The organism is Spirulina subsalsa PCC 9445 (assembly GCF_000314005.1).
GTDB classification, from domain to species: domain Bacteria; phylum Cyanobacteriota; class Cyanobacteriia; order Cyanobacteriales; family Spirulinaceae; genus Spirulina_A; species Spirulina_A subsalsa.
The window spans coordinates 4,897,038-4,914,849 of sequence record NZ_JH980292.1; the positions used below are offsets into that span (position 1 = coordinate 4,897,038).

Sequence of the window (17,812 nt, forward strand, 5' to 3'; positions counted from 1 at the left end):
TTTTAATCACTATTCACCCCCTATTGTAAAGGTGTCTATTCTCTACATAAAGGTAACTCAATAACAAAACAACTCCCTTGCCCATAAACCGAAGAGCAAACAAGAGAACCCCCATGATTTTGAGTAACAATTTGATAGCTTGTAGCGAGTCCCATTCCCGTTCCTTTTCCCACAGGTTTAGTCGTAAAAAAGGGGTTAAAGATTTTAGCTTGTACTTCTGGAATCATCCCCACCCCATTATCTGCAATGCTAATCAAAACCCGATTATTTTCTCCCAACGTTGTGGTAATTGTAATCTGACCCTGATAGAATTCTTGCTCTCCCTCCTGTGAATTTTCTCGTTCAATAATCGCATCAATTCCATTCATTAATAGATCCATAAACACTTGATTTAATAAGCCGCCATAGCACTCCACAAGAGGTAAATCTCCATAACATTTAATCACTTCAATAGCAGAATTCTCAGCCCTACCACTGGTTTTATTTTGCAAAATAACTAGCGTGCTATCTAGATTTTCATGAAGATCAATCGCCTTAAACTCAGCCTCATCTAACTTAGAAAAGGTGCGTAATGAGCGAATAATATCTCGAATACGAGCCGCCCCAGTTTTCATTGACTCTAAAATTTTGGGCAAATCCGCTAAAATAAAATCCAAATCAATGGCTTCTATTTGCTCAAGAATAACTCGCTTCGGTTGAGGATAATTGTGTTGATAAAGGGCAATTAAATCCAGAAGATTATTAATATACTCCGCAATGTGGGCAACATTGCCATAAATAAAACTCACCGGGTTATTTATTTCATGAGCAATTCCGGCCACTAACTGCCCCAAACTCGACATTTTTTCTACTTGGATTAATTGAGTTTGTGCCTGTTGAAGTTCTTGATAAGCTTGCTCTAATTTAATTGTTTTGGCTTGAGATTCTTGATACAATTGGGCTTGATAAATAGCAATAGCTACCTGATCGCCAATCCGTTGAAGTAACTCAATTTCATCTTCTTGCCAAGGTTTATCCCTGCCGACTCTACCTAATTCAAAGCCGCCAATTTGTCCACCAGCAGTATGAATGGGCAGAATTAGATAAAAATCAATCCCCACTTCCTCGCAAAATTCAGTCAAGCCGATTTCTTCAGAAGTATGACGATTAAATTGATGAATTTTTTCATCAAAAATATGAGCAGCAACTAAAGGAAAATCTTCCATTTTATAACAGCCTAGCCAACTGGGCAAATTCAGCTTTTTCTGCTCTTTGACTAGCTCCCACATGGGAGGGTTAGATTCAGGACGATACCAGCCAAAAGCACAAACATCTACATTTAATTCTGTGACAATTGCCTTGACAGCATTTTGTAAAATTCTATCCAAATCTAGAGAATTTCGGATTTCTACACTAATTTTATTTAATAATTTTGTTCGATTGACTAACGCTTCTAAAGTCGCTTCTGTGGCAAGACGTTCTGTAATATCGCGTGCCGCCGCATAGGTTAATTTCCCATAGGGGACTGATGACCATTCAATAGCACGATATTCGCCATTTTTCGCCCGATAACGGTTGACAAAACGGAGAACCGTATGATCTGCGTCTAAATCTGCCATTGCTGCTAATGTAGCCTCTATATCATCAGGATGGACTAATTCTAAAAAAGGCTTGCCTTCTAGTTCAGCGAGAGAATACCCTAACATGGTTTCCCAAGCTCGATTCAGACGACGAAAACGCCCCTGATTGTCAGCAATACAAAGTAGCTCCAAACTAATATTAAAAAACTGTTCTAGTTCTAATTCTGCGGTTTCCTGTTTAGGTTCAATTGGGGGTTGAGGTGAGTGTTTTTGAACGTTCAGTGCTTGGGTTTCGGCTTCATCGAAAACCTGCACGGTAATATCGCGTAAAATCGACAAATGAAGATGAGGTAAAAAATGGGCTGTGGCGCGATATTGAACAGTCCGAATTTCCCCATCGTCACGAATTAAAAAAAACTCCCCTTGGGCTTCTCCTTGATTCAGAAACTTTTGCCAAACTTGCTTAAAGTTAAAGTCTTGGGTGGCAAAGTCGCCAATAGAACGTCCGATTAAATCATAGGGAGGCATTTTTAACAGTTGACAAGCGGCAGGATTGGCGGCTCGATATTGCCCTTGATCATCGGCAATCAGGATAGCATCAAAGGCTTGGGTAAAGAGGGTTTTGAGAGCAGGATGATCCAGTTCGAGGGGGAGAAAATCTACTCCTGACACCCCTGTAGAAACAGATTCAGGATGGAGCGCTAAGTTGCGATCGCAGCACTGGGGGAATTGCGTCCAGATTTGGCGAGGAAAGAGCATAGAATCGCGATCTCCAAGGGATCTATCTTTCCCATCCTAGCGGAAAATAGAAGAGATGAATGATCGATCAAAGAGGGTGTTAACGTGACCTATCGCATTTTGAGCCTAGATGGAGGCGGAATCCGAGGCGTTTTATCGGCTCAACTGTTAGTACAAGTTGAGAAGGTGGTGCAACGGGAGAAAGGGCAAAAACTGCATGAGTATTTTGACTTAATCACCGGAACATCTAGTGGTTCTATTGTCGCCACCGGAATCGCCGTCGGCAAAACAGCGCGGCAAGTGGTGGATCTCTTCCGCAACGACGGCAAGCGGATTTTTCCCTACTCCGGAGCGATGGGTTACTTGTCTCCCCAACGGTTTAGTTTAATCTGGGAATATGGTATATCTGCGCCGAAATTCTCCCATTCGGGCTTTACGGCCGTCTTACAGGAGGCTTTTGAGGAAAAAACCCTGAGCCAACAGGGAGAACAGCCCAAACTGCTGGTAACATCCTATGATACGATTACCCGTCAACCCATTGTCTTCAAAAGTTGGCGCGAGAATGAATGGTATTCTGATGTTCCCCTGTGGACGGCTTGCCTCTGTTCCAGTTCCGCGCCGACCCTCTTCCCGGCCTATTATTTAGACTATGGGGGGCGGGTGTGTTCCGCCATTGATGGGGGAGTTGGGGCAACCAATCCCATTACTTGTGCGATCGCCGAAGCCCTACGTTTTGGCGTTCCCATCGCCGATTTGCGTATCCTCTCCGTCGGCGCAGGTCGTGCCAGCAAAGGCTTTAGCTACACAGAAACCCGCAGTTGGGGCGTATTGCAATGGGCCGGACATATGTTAGATTTACTGCTGAACGCCCCCTTAGACGTTAATGAATATGTAGCCCGGCAAATTATCGCCAGTATCCCCGACAGTCACCCCCACTATCTCCGTCTACAGCCCCTCCTATCCACCAGTGAATTCCTGAGACTCTTAGACTTTGACCCCGTTTATAAAAACCTCTTACAGGAGAAACTCAAAGATCATCCCCTAAAAATTACTGACAGCATTGATGATGCCAGCGAGATCAATCAATCACTGCTCACCGTCCTAGCCGATTGTTATGTCAAATATGGTACATTGGCCGTGCGAGACGAAGATAAAGACATCCTCTCCGCCTCGGTCAAAGAACGGATTGAACAATTTGTTCAATCGAGTTAAAACGCTCTTAAACTGCCATGCAGCCCGACTCCGAGCAATTTCGCCAACTGGTTCAAAAGTGCCAAGAGAGTCCCATTGGAAAGCATCTCCCGGGGGCGCTCTATGTCCATCAGAGCGCTCTATCCGCCCTTGCCCCCCAATTGCAAGATTACGAACAACAAGCCCGCACCCTTGCCCCCCAAAGCCACCAAGCCACCCTGATTAAATTTAACTACGACCGCCCCACCCTCTCCTACCTGTTTTATCCCGACTTTGACCAAGACCCCCACCCCGCCCTACAAGGTAGCATTCAGGTCAATCTGGCGGAAGAAACCGTGCAGTATCGGGACTATAGCACCTCAGAAAACCCCCCCATCCTCCACCGCAAGGAAACCTTTGTCACCCCCGAATATCCCCACTATGCCCTTTTTTTGGAGTTGACCCGACGGGAGGAAAACCTAGGTCTACTCGATGATCCACGCTTTATCGGCACCCAACGGGAATGGAACAAACGCCTGCAAAGCTATGGCGTGATTCTAGAAGGTCATTCCCTGCTACGCCATGCCAATCGTCTCCCCTTGGGTGAATTTCCGCGCATCCAACGCCATAAAGCCGCCATGGTGAGGAAAACCCTCTCCCGCCCCGTGCGAGCCGCCTTAGAGGCCGAATTATTCAGCCCAGAGACAACGTTTTTTGACTATGGCTGTGGTTATGGCAGTGATTTAGAATTTATCGCCCAAAAAGGCTATGTTAGTTCCGGCTGGGATCCCTACTATCGCCCCGATACCCCCCGCACTCCCGCCCAGATCGTGAATTTGGGCTATGTGATTAATGTGATTGAAGACCCCCAAGAACGACGGGAAGCCCTGATCAAGGCGTGGGAGTTGACCCAACACGTGTTAATTGTCGCCGCTCAGGTCTTGATTCAGGATAACTTAGACGGACAACTGGCCTATGGGGATGGCATTATTACCCGTCGGAATACCTTCCAAAAGTATTACGAACAGGAAGAACTCAAGATTTATATAGACCAAGTGCTAGGGGTGGATGCCATTCCCGTGGCCTTGGGGATTTATTTTGTCTTTCGGGACGAAGAACAGGCGGAAATTTTCCGGGCGGCTCGTTTTCGTTCTCGGGCGACGACTCCTCGGGTACGTCTTCAGGTCAAAAAATTTGAGGATTATGCAGCCTTGCTCACCCCCTTAATGACCTTTATTACCCAACGGGGGCGTTTACCTGTTAAAGGGGAATTAGCCCAAGAAGAGGAAATCTTAGCCGAGTTTGGCACCTTCCGCCGAGCCTTTAGTTTGGTACTTCAAGCAACAGATGAGGCCGAATGGGAGGCGATCGCCGAAAAACGCCGCCAAGACCTCAAACTCTATCTCGCCCTAACCCACTTCGGCAAGCGCCCCAAAGCCCAAGACTTCTCCCCCACCGTTAAAGAAGACTTTAAAGCCCTCTTTGGTAGTTATAAACAGGCCTGTCTTTTAGCCGACATGATGCTGTTTAGTGTCGGCGACCTAGAAAACCTCGCTGACCTTTGCCAACAGAGTCCCATCGGCAAAAAACACCGTCAAGCCTTCTGGATACACATTAGCGCCTTGGAAACCCTAGACCCCCTCCTGCGACTCTATGAAGGCTGTGCTAGTCGCACCATCGGGCGCTTAGAGTCCGCCACCGTGATTAAATTCCACCTCAATCAACCGAAAATTTCCTATCTCGACTATCCCTATTTTGATCAAGATCCCCACCCCGCCCTCCATGCCACAATGCAAATTGATCTGCGGGATCTCCATGTGTCTTACTGGGAAGCCGATCCCGAAAATCCGCCCCTCTTACACCGCAAAGAACAACTCCTCGCCCCCGATTATCCCCATTACGCCAAATTTGCCCGTTTAAGCCAACAGGAAGAAGATCGGGGCTTGTTTGATCAGCCCAAAGCCATTCGTACCCGTCAAGATTGGTTAAAACAGATGGCTCAACAGGGAGTGATGTTGAAAAATTATCGCCTGACTTGGCGGGAGGATATCGATCCCTATCGTTTGAAAGTGTTACAGGCCGCCTTACGTCGTCGTCAAAAACAACGGAGGAAGCAGGGGAGTAGGGGAGCAGGGGAGCAGGGGGGCAGGGGGGCAGGGGAGCAGGGGAGCAGGGGAGCAGGGAGAGGGGGAATAGTGGCTAGTGAATAGCCGAAACTCTTTTATTTTAGGGAACGGGGAACGGGAAGGGGGAGGTAATAGGTAGGGCTTGCTGAATAAGTCCGAGAGTTGGGGAATCGGGAGTCGGGAGTCGGGAGTCGGGAGTCGTGCCAGTTTTAGATGATCTGTTCCCTGTTAAGAGTTCCCTGTTCCCTTGTTGAGCCTAGCATAGGCGTGTTATTCAGCAGACCCTAGGTAATAAGTAGTAAGTCTTAATTCCCTGTCTCCCTCTCTCCCCCTCCCCCCGACTCCCTAGGGCGCAAGCATTGCGCCCCTACGCCGATTCCCGATTCCCGATTCCCATTCCCCGTTCCCCATTCCCCGTTCCCTGTTCCCTAGCCCAGTTATTCACCAAGCCCTATATAGGGGGGAAACTCCAAAGGAATCGCCCCTAATGCACCCTTACGAAAATCATTTAAAAACAATACCGCCACTCGTTCCAAATCCCCCCGATACTGTTGATGAGCTAAAGTGTAAAGATACTCCTCCCCGGTAGAAGAACCGATTTCTAGCCCATAACGAGAAGACAATACTTCCGCAAAATCCAACTCCTGCAATAAATCCACCAAAGCGGCCGCGACGCGGTGATTATCATAACTCGCCTCCCCAATATCCTCACAAATCGCCAACTTCACCGCATCCCCTTGATTTTCCAAACGCCAAGGAATCACCCCCGGCGCGTCTAACAATTCAATATCATCAGAAATTCTCACCCATTGTAACTGTCGCGTCACCCCAGCCCGTCTCGCACTTTTAACCGCTTTTTTTCCCACAAAACGGTTAATTAACGCCGATTTTCCCACATTCGGTAAACCAATCACCACCGCCCGCACAGGGCGCGGCATCATGCCTCTCTCCCGTCGTCTCTGATTCACCCCCTCCCCAAACTGTCTCGCGGCCTTAATTATCTCCTTGACTCCTTTCCCGGCCTTGGCATTGGTAAAATACACCCTCTCCCCTTGGGACTCAAACCATTTTTGCCAAGGGCTATATAAATCACTGGGAATCATATCCATGCGATTTAACAGCAATAGACGCGGTTTAGTATTAATCCAATCCTTCACTTGGGGATGTTGGGAGGATAAGGGAATGCGGGCATCTAATACCTCGAACACCACATCAACATTTTTCAGTTGTTCTTTCAGTTGGCGTTCTGCCTTGGCAATATGTCCGGGATACCATTGAATGGCAGGCGTAAAAGTCATAATTCATGTATGGGGCTTCTTGGTCTAGTTTACTAGGATTCTTCCCCCTAGAGTCAGGGAATTTTTGAGTGCAACTTTTCCCCCTTGACCCGCCCTGAATTCTAGGTTACAACCAGAGGAGTGAATCTGCATTACTAGCCGATACAAGCGGGTTAATCTATCTTAAAACCATCACGAAGTTTTAAGAAAAGGTTGCCATTATAAGTTCAACCCTAAAGTTTTAGGAGATTAGTCTTTCACACCACCCCTGTTTTCACCTTTTAAGCGGTCACGCTTTTAAGGAATTGGTTCGGGATTTGGGAACAGTTCAAGTAGGTGGTTATCAAGCGTAGCTGAGATGCACTGACCACAGATAAAGGTTTGCTATTGGTTCTCCTATTCCTAAAAAGATGTGCTTTGAATACAAAATAACCGAGGTCAGTCTACGCCTATAACACATTATGAACTTTGTATCCTTGATTTTTCCTTTTTTCTTAATCATTGTCTTCGCGCTTTACTGGCATCTCAAGACCCAAACTCAACGGAATCTATTATTACTCATTGCCAGTTATATTTTCTATGGGTGGTGGGATGCGCGATTTTGTATCCTGATTCTCGCCTCTTCCTTGTTAGACTTTTTTATTGGCTTAAATTTAAAGACGAATCAAAACCCGAAACAGCGCCGCTATCTGTTAGGAGCTAGTTTACTCTTTAACCTAGGAATGTTGGGGCTTTTTAAATATTTCAACTTTTTTGTGGATAACTTGATTAACGTTTTCGCCAGTTTTGGAGTTAATCTTAACAGTCCATCCCTTTATATTATTTTACCTGTCGGGATTAGTTTTTACACCTTCCAGACTCTCAGCTATACCCTAGATATTTATCGAGGAAAGTTAGAACCAACTCACTCGTTATTAGAATTTTTAACGTTTGTTTCCTTTTTCCCCCAATTGGTGGCGGGGCCGATTGAACGGGCGACTCATTTACTGCCCCAGTTTGCGGTTCAGCAGTCTTTTGATTATAGAAAAGCGCGGTTAGGATGTCAATTAATCCTTTGGGGTTTATTTAAAAAGGTGGCTATTGCTGACCCTTTGGGGGCGCAGTTTGTCAATCCGGTTTATAATCAAATCCACACGGCAACGGGGGCTGAGATTGTTTTAGCGACGGTGGCTTTTGCCTTCCAGATTTATGGCGACTTTTCGGGCTATTCTAGTATCGCTATCGGTACGGCTAAGTTGTTTAATATTGACCTCTGTCAGAACTTTAATAAACCGTATCTATCCCCCAATATTAACGAGTTTTGGCGACGTTGGCATATTTCCTTATATGAATGGTTTAAGGATTATGTTTATATTCCACTTGGGGGCAGTCGAGGGACGATGCTGCAAGGGATGCGGAATATTGTCATTACCTTTGGTTTAAGTGGATTGTGGCACGGGGCGCGTTGGACTTTTGTCTGCTGGGGAATTTTAAACGGTTTGGCTTTGATTCCTCAGTTTGTCGTGCAATATTGGCAACGTCGGCGGGGATTTAAGGGGAAAATTTCAGCCCGTGAGGTTAGATTTTTACCGCCTTTTGTGGGTCAAGTTTTGGGGATTTTAATAACCTTTAGTTTTGTCTGTTTGACTTGGATCTTTTTTCGGGCTGAAAGTCTCTCTCAAGCCATACAAGCGCTGGGTGTTATTGTGCAAAGTTTCGCCTATCCGTCCCAATGGCTACAGGATGGCTATGGTTTAATCGTGAGGGGAGATACCCGTTCTAATTTTATCTCGTTAGCTTGTCTGTTTATTTTGTTAGTTTGTGAAGTTTGTGATGAGTATTGGCCGCAGTTGAAAGGGAGAATTTTTAATACACCGTTTAAACTGCATTGGCTGATTTATTCTTTGGGCTTTTGGATTATTTTAGTGCAAACTCGCGTGATCTCGTCTGATTTTATTTACTTTCAGTTTTAGGGGTGAATACCATGCTTAAAAAGTTCTGGGTGCGTTGTAGCTTATTTTTGATGATACAAGCGATTCCTTTGATGATGTTTAGTTCCTTGGCTTTAAAGGATGGCTATGGTAGTCCGGGACTGGAGTTAGAATATCTACGGAAGCAGTCGGCACAACATCCCTCACCTCGTATTATTTTAATGGGTGATTCTAGTGTGACGTTTGGCTTATCTGCCCAAGAGGTTCAGGTTAACTTGAAACAGCGCGCCTTGAATTTAGGCTATTATGCGAATACGGGGGCGGATTTTACGGTTTCTGATGCGAAATGGAATGCGCGACGGGGTGATACGGTGATTTTATCTTGGAGTGCGGGGTTTTATCGCACGACTCAGAGCCAACTTCCGGGGTATTTTGCTTTAACGTTTTTACTGCGCTATCCTGAAGCATTTTTACTGAATCCTTGGCAGTATTCTAAGCAATTGTTAGATCATGGTCAACAAGGATTAGGGATGATGTTGGCTTATGGGATTAATCGTTTGTTTAAGGGGAAAAAAGCCGTCTCTCCTGTGGTGGAAGGGGAGGAAATTATGGCTGTTGGGAGTCGTATTGTGAACGGAGATATAATGCTAGATTGTGGGAGAGAACCGTTTGATTTGACGGGGTTTCCTCCAGCGTATGGGGAGATTTGGACAGAACATCATGAGGCTCATATTACCCTGATTAAAAGTGCTATTGATGCTTTAGAGTTACAAGGGATGCGGGTTTATTATTTGTTTCCTCCGGTATCGGAAAGTGCTTGGGCTGGGAGTGAGGCGATCGCACAACAAATTGAACAGCACCTGCGAGACACCCACCACCCCTACATTCTAGGCTCTCCCCAAGACTTCGTATATCCTGATGATTGGTTTTATGATACGGAGAATCACCTCAATTGCCAAGGACGTGAGGCACGGACAAAGCAGTTGATTGATCTGTTGAAACAGATTGAAGTCTGAACCCAAAAGTTTCTAGAGTAATGTCTACGGTGCGCTGATATTCTAGATCGATGGAGGATCAATCTTAAGGAAAGAAAACCATGCGACTGTCACAGATGCTCTTTGTTACCCTGCGTGAAGACCCCAAGGACGCAGAAATCCCGAGTCATAAACTGTTGGTGCGGGCGGGGTATATTCGACGCATTGGAAGCGGGGTGTATGCCTATTTACCCCTAATGTGGCGAGTGTTGCGCAAGGTTTCCCAAATTGTGCGGGAGGAAATGGATCGCACGGGAGCCCAAGAATGTCTATTACCACAGTTGCAGCCCTCGGAGTTGTGGAAGGAGTCGGGACGGTGGGATACTTACACTAAGGCTGAGGGGATTATGTTTGCTTTTGAGGATCGCCAAAACCGGGAGGTGGCACTGGGTCCGACCCATGAGGAGGTGATCACGGCGATCGCAAAAGATATGATCCGTTCCCATCGTCAACTGCCCCTGCATTTATACCAAATTCAAAGCAAGTTCCGCGACGAAATTCGCCCCCGTTTTGGTTTGATGCGCGGTCGGGAATTTATCATGAAGGATGGTTACTCTTTCCATACCGATGAGGACAGCCTCAAACAAACCTATCGGGATATGGATCAAGCCTACCGGAATATGTTCTCGCGCTGTGGTCTGGAATTTGTGGCCGTAGATGCGGATTCGGGAGCCATTGGTGGGTCAGGATCTCAGGAGTTTATGGTGTTGGCTGAAGCGGGGGAGGATGAGGTGTTATACACCGAAGATGGTCAGTATGCGGCCAATGTGGAAAAAGCGGTGTCTCTGCCTCCCGATGCCGTGCCTTCTCCCTTTACCCAGTACGAGAAACGGGAAACGCCCAATACTCCCACCATTGCCACCCTAGCGGAATTTGCCCAATGTTCCCCGACGGCGGTTTTGAAAAATGTTCTCTATCAGGCCATTTACGACACGGGATTACAGGTGTTGGTGTTGGTCAGTATTCGGGGAGATCAGGATGTTAATGGGGTGAAATTACAAAATGAGTTAGTGAAACGGGCGGCACAGTTTGGGGCGAAAGGGATTTTAAGCTTAGAAGTGCCGGATGAAGAAGCCCAGAAAAAATGGGCGGCGAAACCGTTACCCTTGGGCTATATTGCCCCAGATTTGGGGGATGAATATATTGGGAAAACGGCTGATATTCACCCGAAATTCCTGCGTCTGGTGGATGAAACGGCGGTAAACCTCAAAAACTTCGTCACCGGGGGGAATGAGCCGGGATATCACGTTTTTGGGGCAAATTGGGGCAAACCGTTCAAGTTACCGGCCCTGGTGGTGGATGTACGGACGGCAATGGCAGGCGATCGCGCTGTTCATGATCCCACTCAGGTTTTAAAGTCAGCGCGAGGGATTGAGGTAGGGCATATTTTCCAACTCGGCACCAAGTATTCTCAAGCGATGGGCGCGACTTACACCAGCGAAAATGGCGAGGAAATCCCCCTCTGGATGGGCTGTTATGGTGTGGGGGTGTCTCGTCTAGCCCAGTCTGCTGTAGAACAATCCTATGATAAAGATGGCATTATCTGGCCCGTTGCCATTGCCCCCTACCATGCCATTGTGATTGTCCCCAATGTGAATGATACGGAAGCGTTAGGGGTGGCCGAGACGCTCTATGAGGCCTTAAATCAAGGGGGGGTAGAAACCCTGTTAGATGACCGCAATGAACGCGCTGGGGTGAAGTTTAAGGACGCGGACTTAATTGGTATTCCCTATCGGATTGTCACGGGGCGATCGCTTAAAAATGGCAAAGTGGAAGTCGTGAAGCGGGCGACCAAAGAAACCCAAGAAATCGCCCTAGAGGAGTTAGTCCCCACCCTACAGCAATGGGTGCAGGACGCTTTGAGTCGGGAATAGGGAGTCGGGAGTCGGGAGTCGGGAATAGGGAGTCGGGAGTCGGGAGTCGGGAATAGGGAGTCGGGAGTCGGGAGTCGGGAGTCGGGAGTCGGGAATAGGTAATAGGTGATAGGGAATAATTATCAATTCTCCCCTGCTCCCCCTCTCCCCCTCCCCCCCGTTCCCCGTTCCCTGTTCCCCGTTCCCTATTACCTATTACTGAGCGATGTGTCAAAATAACTAATAGAGTTGAGGAAGTTCCCCTATGCTGGTTTGTCCTGAATGCCAATCGAAAAACCCGACACAAAATAAGTATTGCCAAAAATGTGGAACTTCCCTCACCGTTAGGGATTGTGAGGAATGCGGGGAACCCGTAGGGTGGGAAGAAAGCACCTGTCCCCATTGCGGCGCCTCTGCGGTGAAACCTATCCTCGCGTTAATTCTGCCGAAAACCCCCTTAGACCCTTCAGAATCCCACGAAACCGAGGAGTCCGATCTCCCCGAGGTGGCAGCATTAGACCCAAACCAGCGTTATCACATTTACAGCTATTCCTCCCTCTCCCCTCCTCCCTCCTACGGTCAGGGCTGTAGTGTACAGGTGTGGGACTCTCAACCCCTCGTAGAGTCCTATTTAAGTTCTCAACTGAGTGCAACAGCAGCCCTTGACCCCAACGCAGTCCTAACCGATTCATCGGAGTCTCAGGAGGAAGGATTACAACAAACGGGAGTCCCTGCCCTTGCCATTCCCTACCAATTACTCAAAGATCGTTTCTCTCCCATTATTCCCCGTCTCTATGATGCTTGGGACACCCCAGAACAAACAGTAGTCTTGCTCGAAGATCGTCAAGAGTATCACGGGTTAACTCAATGTTGGGAAGATCCAGATATTCCCCTATTGCAAGTTTTGTCTTGGTTAGATCAACTGGCGCACTTGTGGCAAGATTTAGCCCCTGTGGGGTACTGCCAAAGTTTATTAGAAGCGAGTAATTTACGGGTCGATGAGGATGGGGTGCTGTGTTTACAGCAACTCTATCCCGATGACCCAGAACATCCACCGGAATTGAGCGCTTTGGGTCAGTTGTGGCAGCGCTTTTTTAGTCAAACGGGACGCACCCTCTACGGGCCGTTAGCGGACTTGTTGGGTGGGTTGATGGAAGGCAAGATTACGGTAGTGGAAGATGTGCGATCGCGCTTACGAGAATTTGCCCGTCAACAAGAAGCCCCCTACGACGATCAGGAGAATAACCCAGAAGCGGATCCCTCCGACGTAGAAGAACAGGAGATGATGGCCGCTGCCCATGACGAAAAAATGATCTATGCTACCCAGGGGGAAGATGTACCTACTATTGTCCTCCCCATGCAGTTACTCAGCCTCAGCGCATCGGGTTTAACCCATGTGGGGGGGCGAGATCATAATGAAGACACCTTTGGCATTGAAACCTTGATCCACAACACAGAAAACCCCCTAGGCAAAACCCTACAAGCGAAAGGGGTTTATATTGTTTGTGATGGCATGGGGGGACACGCGGCCGGAGAAGTGGCTAGTGCGATGGCGGTTGAATCCCTACAATACTATTTTCGCGAACATTGGACCGACCCAACAATACTACCCGATGAGGAAACGATCCGTCAGGCTATCCTAACGACCAATGAAAAGATTTACACGGTTAACCTAGAAAATTCCCGGTCTGGGAGTGGTCGCATGGGGACAACTTTGGTGATGGTGTTAATACAGGATCGGAATGTTGCGATCGCCCATGTAGGAGATAGTCGCGTTTATCAAATCACCCGCAAACAAGGCATTGAACAATTAACCCGAGATCATGAAGTCGGACAACGGGAGATATTACGCGGGGTAGATCCTGAAGATGCCTACGCTCGTCCTGATGCCTTCCAACTCACCCAAGCACTGGGTCCCCGAGAAAATGATTTTGTCAAACCCGATATTTTGTTCCTAGAAATTCACGAAGATACCCTCTTTTTACTCTGTTCTGATGGTTTATCTGATGGGGATTTGTTAGAAAAACACTATGAAGACTACTTAACCCCCCTCATCAGTTCTCGGGCTAATTTAGAGGAAGGATTGTATGATTTAGTCCGTTTCGCCAATATCGAAAACGGTCATGATAACATCACCGGGGTTGTGGTTCGGGTCAAATTACGTCCCAATTTAGATGGTACGTCGGTGATGTGATGTAAACCGTAAGAGTAGACCATTCCTAGAGTGCATCAGACCTCACCAATATGTTCTGAAAGCTGGGGTTTTCCGTCTGACGCACCCTCTAGATTTAGTCATTCTCACGTTCAAAAAATTATTACGTTTGCAGGGACATAATTCATGGTTCAAACACCTATCCCACCTCACATTCTTTACCCAGATTCCGATGGTCAACCCATGGCAGAAAACACCCTACAGTATGATTGGATTGTCCGTCTAGTTAGTAATCTGAGACGTTTATTTGTCAATCAACAAGTCTTTGTCGCGGGGGATTTACTATGGTATCCCGTACAGGTGGATAAACCCCCCGCTCCGGCTCAAGCACCCGATGCTATGGTAGTGTTTGGTCGTCCTCCCGGATATCGTGGCAGTTATAAACAATGGGAGGAAGATAATATTGCCCCTCAAGTGGTGTTTGAAATTCTTTCCCCAAGTAACACCCGCAGCGAGATGTTAGCCAAGCAAACATTCTATCAAAAACATGGGGTGCTAGAGATGTTTTTTTATGACCCAGAATCCTATGATTTTTGGGGATTTGTGCGGGAGGAGGAGGGGGAGGATTTTGTTTTAATTACCCCCCTCCATCTACCTTGGACATCACCCCGTTTACAAATCCGCTTTGAATTGGGTGCAGAAGGGTTAAGGATTTTCTATCCCAATGGGGAACACTTTAAAGATCCCGGGGAGTTTATGGAGGAACGGGATTTAATTCAGCAGGAACGGGATCAAATTCAACAGGAACGGGATCAAATTCAACAGGAACGGGATCAAATTCAGCAGGAACGCGATCGCGCTTTAGCTAAATTACGAGAATTAGGGATTGATCCAGACGCGCTGTAATCCTTTTCTGTGTAAGTGAATCGTGAATTGCCAAAACTCTTATTCCCTTGCCAATTTTACTCATTTTTTTGGTCAGGATGAGGTCGTCCCGACACACTTTCCAATGCGCCAATCAGAGCGCGAGAAGCCGCTAAAATATCCCGTTCTTCTCCCCCCAAATACAACCGCCCAAAACTCCCAATCGCCGAGACTTGTAAAATATTGATTGAGGCCGCTTTTTCCGCTTCATTGGCCGCTAAAGCCGCATAGGCGGCAGGTTGCACTTCCAACACATAAAGGGTCTGTCCTGCTAGAATTAGCTGACCGCGACGACTGCGATTAATTAACTGGGCTTGGTGTGCGTCCAAATTGCGGATAATTTGACTCGAAATAATTCGGGGTTTAAGGCGATCGCGTTCTGACACCCCCAGAGTATCTAAAATCGCTTGTCCTGCTGTTCGCGTTTCCCCCTGACTCGGAGAATGTATCTCTAATAATCCATACAAACGTTCTACAAATTGTACCCCCGGACGGACGGCCGTTGCTTTTAATGCCACATCCGTAATGCGGTTAATCTCAATGCCCGGAGAAATTTCAATCCAGAGGGAAGTGTCGCCCGGGAGGGGGAGAAAACCAAGAGCAACGGTTCCAATATAAGCAGCGTGTTGGGGTTGTAGATTATCAAGAAAAACGTAACTGCGTAGATCAATGCCCAAAACTTATTTCTCCGTCGGTGGGATTGTGAAGGCAAGGATATTATATAGCGTTTCCTCCCCCAGTCCGTTAAGAACCCCCGAAACTACGCTCTACTAGGGGGGCGGCAGATCACACACGACAAAAGCTATAGTAGGGATACCTTGCTCAATGGACCAATCGTGATGCAGACTTCTCCTATTTTCTTATCCTTGCGCCGCAAGATTCGCCTCAGTTGGGTTTTGACCGTTCCTTTAGTGGTACAAGTAACATTAGCGGTCACATTAACCGGGTGGTTAGCCATTCGCAACACTCAGGAAGCGGTGCGAGATTTAGCCAATCAACTCAGTGCGGAACGAATGGCACGGGTGGAAGAATATTTAATTAATTACTTAAACACACCTCATCGAGTCAACCAAATCAACATCAATGCTATCCGGAGGGGACAATTAGATATTCAAGATCCTTCAAGTCGCGAGCAGCAATTTTACGATCTATTAACCCTATTTCCAGAAATCGGTAATATTGCCTTCGCGGGAGTAGATGGCAGTTTTACGGCTGTTCAATATGAGGATGAGACTCGTTCTGAACGGGTTGTACAAGTGGCCGATTTATTAACCCAATCCATGATTACTTACGGTTTGGATGAAATGGGTCGCAGAACCTCACTCCTCTCCAGTCGTGCTAATTTTGATGTGAGAACCCGGGAGTGGTATCAAGAAACCCTACAACAGACAAACCAAGAGCAACCCCAAGCCGTTTGGAATCCCGTTTTTAACTTATTTGGCAATCCCCGGATTCTAGTGCTTCCGGTTAGTGAACTCCTGTATGACAATGGGGAGTTCATTGGCATGGTGAGCGCTCGTTTATATTTGTCTGATGTAGACGAGTTTTTAGCTCAATTGGACTTAGGACAAGGGGGAAAGGTTTTTATTCTGGAACAGGATGGCTCTTTAGTGGCTAGTTCTATCCCCGATACAGTAACCGTAGAAACCCCTACAGGACGACAACGAGTTAAAGCAGAGGATTCCAGTCATGCGTTAATGCAAGAAGTGGGTTTATCCCTCGGAGATCGCCTTTCTACTCTTGATTCTAGCCCATCCCCATCTGCACTGGATTTAACGATTGATCACGAGGAACATTTTATCCAGATTTTACCCTTTGCTGAGGAACCAGGATTAGATTGGTTTATTGTGGTGGCTGTGCCGAAATCGGAGGTTTTGGGACAAATTCAAGCAAACAGTCGTAATACTATTTTGCTCTGTGTTGCGGGGTTAATTTTAGCCATTGGGTTTGGTTGGTATATGGCGCGACGTATTGCCCAGCCTATTTTAGCACTGAGTCAAACCAGTTTGGCGATCGCAGAAGATACCCAATCCCTTAAAAATCCTGAAAATCAAGGATTGCAGCCTTTGCCATCCTCTCAAATTCAAGAACTCGATCGGGTGGCTCACTCTTTCAACCAAATGACAACTATTTTACAGGATGCCTTTCAGCGTTTAGAAAATACGAACAGTGAGCTAGAACAACGAGTCACGGAACGAACTTCAGAATTAACTCAAGCGTTAGCGAATTTAAAAACAGCCCAAATGCAGTTAATTCAATCTGAAAAAATGTCGAGTTTAGAACAATTAGTCGGGGGAATCGCCCATGAAATCAATAACCCAGTTAATTTCATCTATGGCAACATTCAACACACTGAAGAATATGCTAACTCTTTGCTTTCTATCATCCAAGAATACCAAAATACCTATCCTACCCCCCCCGCAGAACTATTAGAGCATTTAGAAGATGCAGATTTAGATTTTGTTCAGGAAGATTTACCCAAACTGTTGTATTCTATGCGGGTCGGTTCTGAGCGGATTAAAACTATTGTTGCGGCTTTGCGTATTTTTGCCCGCTTGGATGAAACTGGGTTTAAACCTACTCAGTTACAAGAAGGGTTAGATAGCACATTAGCAATTCTCAAAAATCAGCTAAGAGCTAATGCAAAACGCCCCGAAATTCAGATTATTAAAGATTACCAGCCGATTCCTCAGATTGAATGTGATCCGGGACAAATTAATCAGGTTTTTCTGCAAATCATTACCAATGCTATAGAGGCTTTCAATGAATTAGAAATAACAAATCCTACATTGTGGATTAACACCTTGGCAGCAGAGCAAGAGGTTATAATTCAAATTGCAGATAATGGAGGGGGAATTCCAGAAGAGATTAAAGGAAAAATCTTTGATCCCTTTTTCACGACAAAACCTGTCGGTCATGGGACAGGTCTAGGGTTAGCGATTAGCTATCAAATTGTAGTCGAACAGCATAGCGGCTCTATAATGGTAGATTCTACTTCGGCTCAAGGAACAAAATTTACGATCATTTTACCCAAAATAACCTAGGATCATCTTCCTCAATCTGACTTGA

11 protein-coding genes are annotated in these 17,812 nt (G+C 46.6%); 8 read left to right on the plus strand and 3 right to left on the minus strand.

Annotated features, from left to right (window positions below; all coding sequences use genetic code 11):
• Nucleotides 1-35 precede the first annotated feature (35 nt).
• Nucleotides 36-2,318: a PAS domain-containing sensor histidine kinase gene (locus tag SPI9445_RS26635; protein ID WP_017307018.1), complete on the minus strand. Its 2,283-nt coding sequence runs from the start codon at nt 2,316-2,318 to the stop codon at nt 36-38.
• Between the two features lie 84 nt (nt 2,319-2,402).
• Here SPI9445_RS26635 and SPI9445_RS26640 point away from each other — a divergent pair, with 84 nt between their 5' ends.
• A complete protein-coding gene (locus SPI9445_RS26640; protein WP_017307019.1) occupies nt 2,403-3,509 on the plus strand; it encodes a patatin-like phospholipase family protein in 1,107 nt (368 codons plus the stop codon).
• A 17-nt stretch (nt 3,510-3,526) separates the two neighbouring features.
• Nucleotides 3,527-5,677, plus strand: coding sequence for a DNA phosphorothioation-associated putative methyltransferase (locus SPI9445_RS0122335; RefSeq protein ID WP_017307020.1), 2,151 nt, complete (start codon nt 3,527-3,529; stop codon nt 5,675-5,677).
• A gap of 353 nt (nt 5,678-6,030) precedes the next feature.
• Here SPI9445_RS0122335 and ylqF read toward each other — a convergent pair whose 3' ends face one another.
• On the minus strand, nt 6,031-6,891 hold the full coding sequence (gene ylqF / locus SPI9445_RS0122340; protein ID WP_017307021.1) for a ribosome biogenesis GTPase YlqF: 861 nt from the start codon (nt 6,889-6,891) through the stop codon (nt 6,031-6,033).
• A gap of 440 nt (nt 6,892-7,331) precedes the next feature.
• Here ylqF and SPI9445_RS0122345 point away from each other — a divergent pair, with 440 nt between their 5' ends.
• The 5 genes from SPI9445_RS0122345 to SPI9445_RS0122365 all read left to right on the plus strand — a co-directional run bounded on the left by SPI9445_RS0122345 (nt 7,332) and on the right by SPI9445_RS0122365 (nt 14,725).
• The gene (locus tag SPI9445_RS0122345; RefSeq protein WP_017307022.1) at nt 7,332-8,822 is read left to right on the plus strand and encodes an MBOAT family O-acyltransferase; all 1,491 of its coding nucleotides are present in this window, start codon (nt 7,332-7,334) and stop codon (nt 8,820-8,822) included.
• 11 nt (nt 8,823-8,833) lie between these two features.
• Nucleotides 8,834-9,796: a hypothetical protein gene (locus SPI9445_RS0122350; protein ID WP_017307023.1), complete on the plus strand. Its 963-nt coding sequence runs from the start codon at nt 8,834-8,836 to the stop codon at nt 9,794-9,796.
• Nucleotides 9,797-9,876: 80 nt separating this feature from the next.
• Nucleotides 9,877-11,688 carry a proline--tRNA ligase gene (proS, locus tag SPI9445_RS0122355; protein WP_026080014.1) on the plus strand — a complete coding sequence of 604 codons (1,812 nt, stop codon included), beginning with the start codon at nt 9,877-9,879 and terminating at the stop codon, nt 11,686-11,688.
• Nucleotides 11,689-11,932: 244 nt separating this feature from the next.
• Nucleotides 11,933-13,861 carry a serine/threonine phosphatase gene (locus tag SPI9445_RS0122360; RefSeq protein ID WP_017307025.1) on the plus strand — a complete coding sequence of 643 codons (1,929 nt, stop codon included), beginning with the start codon at nt 11,933-11,935 and terminating at the stop codon, nt 13,859-13,861.
• Nucleotides 13,862-14,005: 144 nt separating this feature from the next.
• Entirely contained in the window at nt 14,006-14,725 is a 720-nt protein-coding gene (locus SPI9445_RS0122365) for a Uma2 family endonuclease (RefSeq protein WP_017307026.1), read from the plus strand.
• 56 nt (nt 14,726-14,781) lie between these two features.
• Here SPI9445_RS0122365 and SPI9445_RS0122370 read toward each other — a convergent pair whose 3' ends face one another.
• Nucleotides 14,782-15,420, minus strand: coding sequence for a beta-carboxysome protein CcmP (locus SPI9445_RS0122370; RefSeq protein WP_017307027.1), 639 nt, complete (start codon nt 15,418-15,420; stop codon nt 14,782-14,784).
• A gap of 162 nt (nt 15,421-15,582) precedes the next feature.
• Between SPI9445_RS0122370 and SPI9445_RS0122375 the strand changes: the two genes are divergently transcribed.
• Entirely contained in the window at nt 15,583-17,787 is a 2,205-nt protein-coding gene (locus SPI9445_RS0122375; RefSeq protein WP_017307028.1) for a sensor histidine kinase, read from the plus strand.
• Nucleotides 17,788-17,812: the final 25 nt, after the last annotated feature.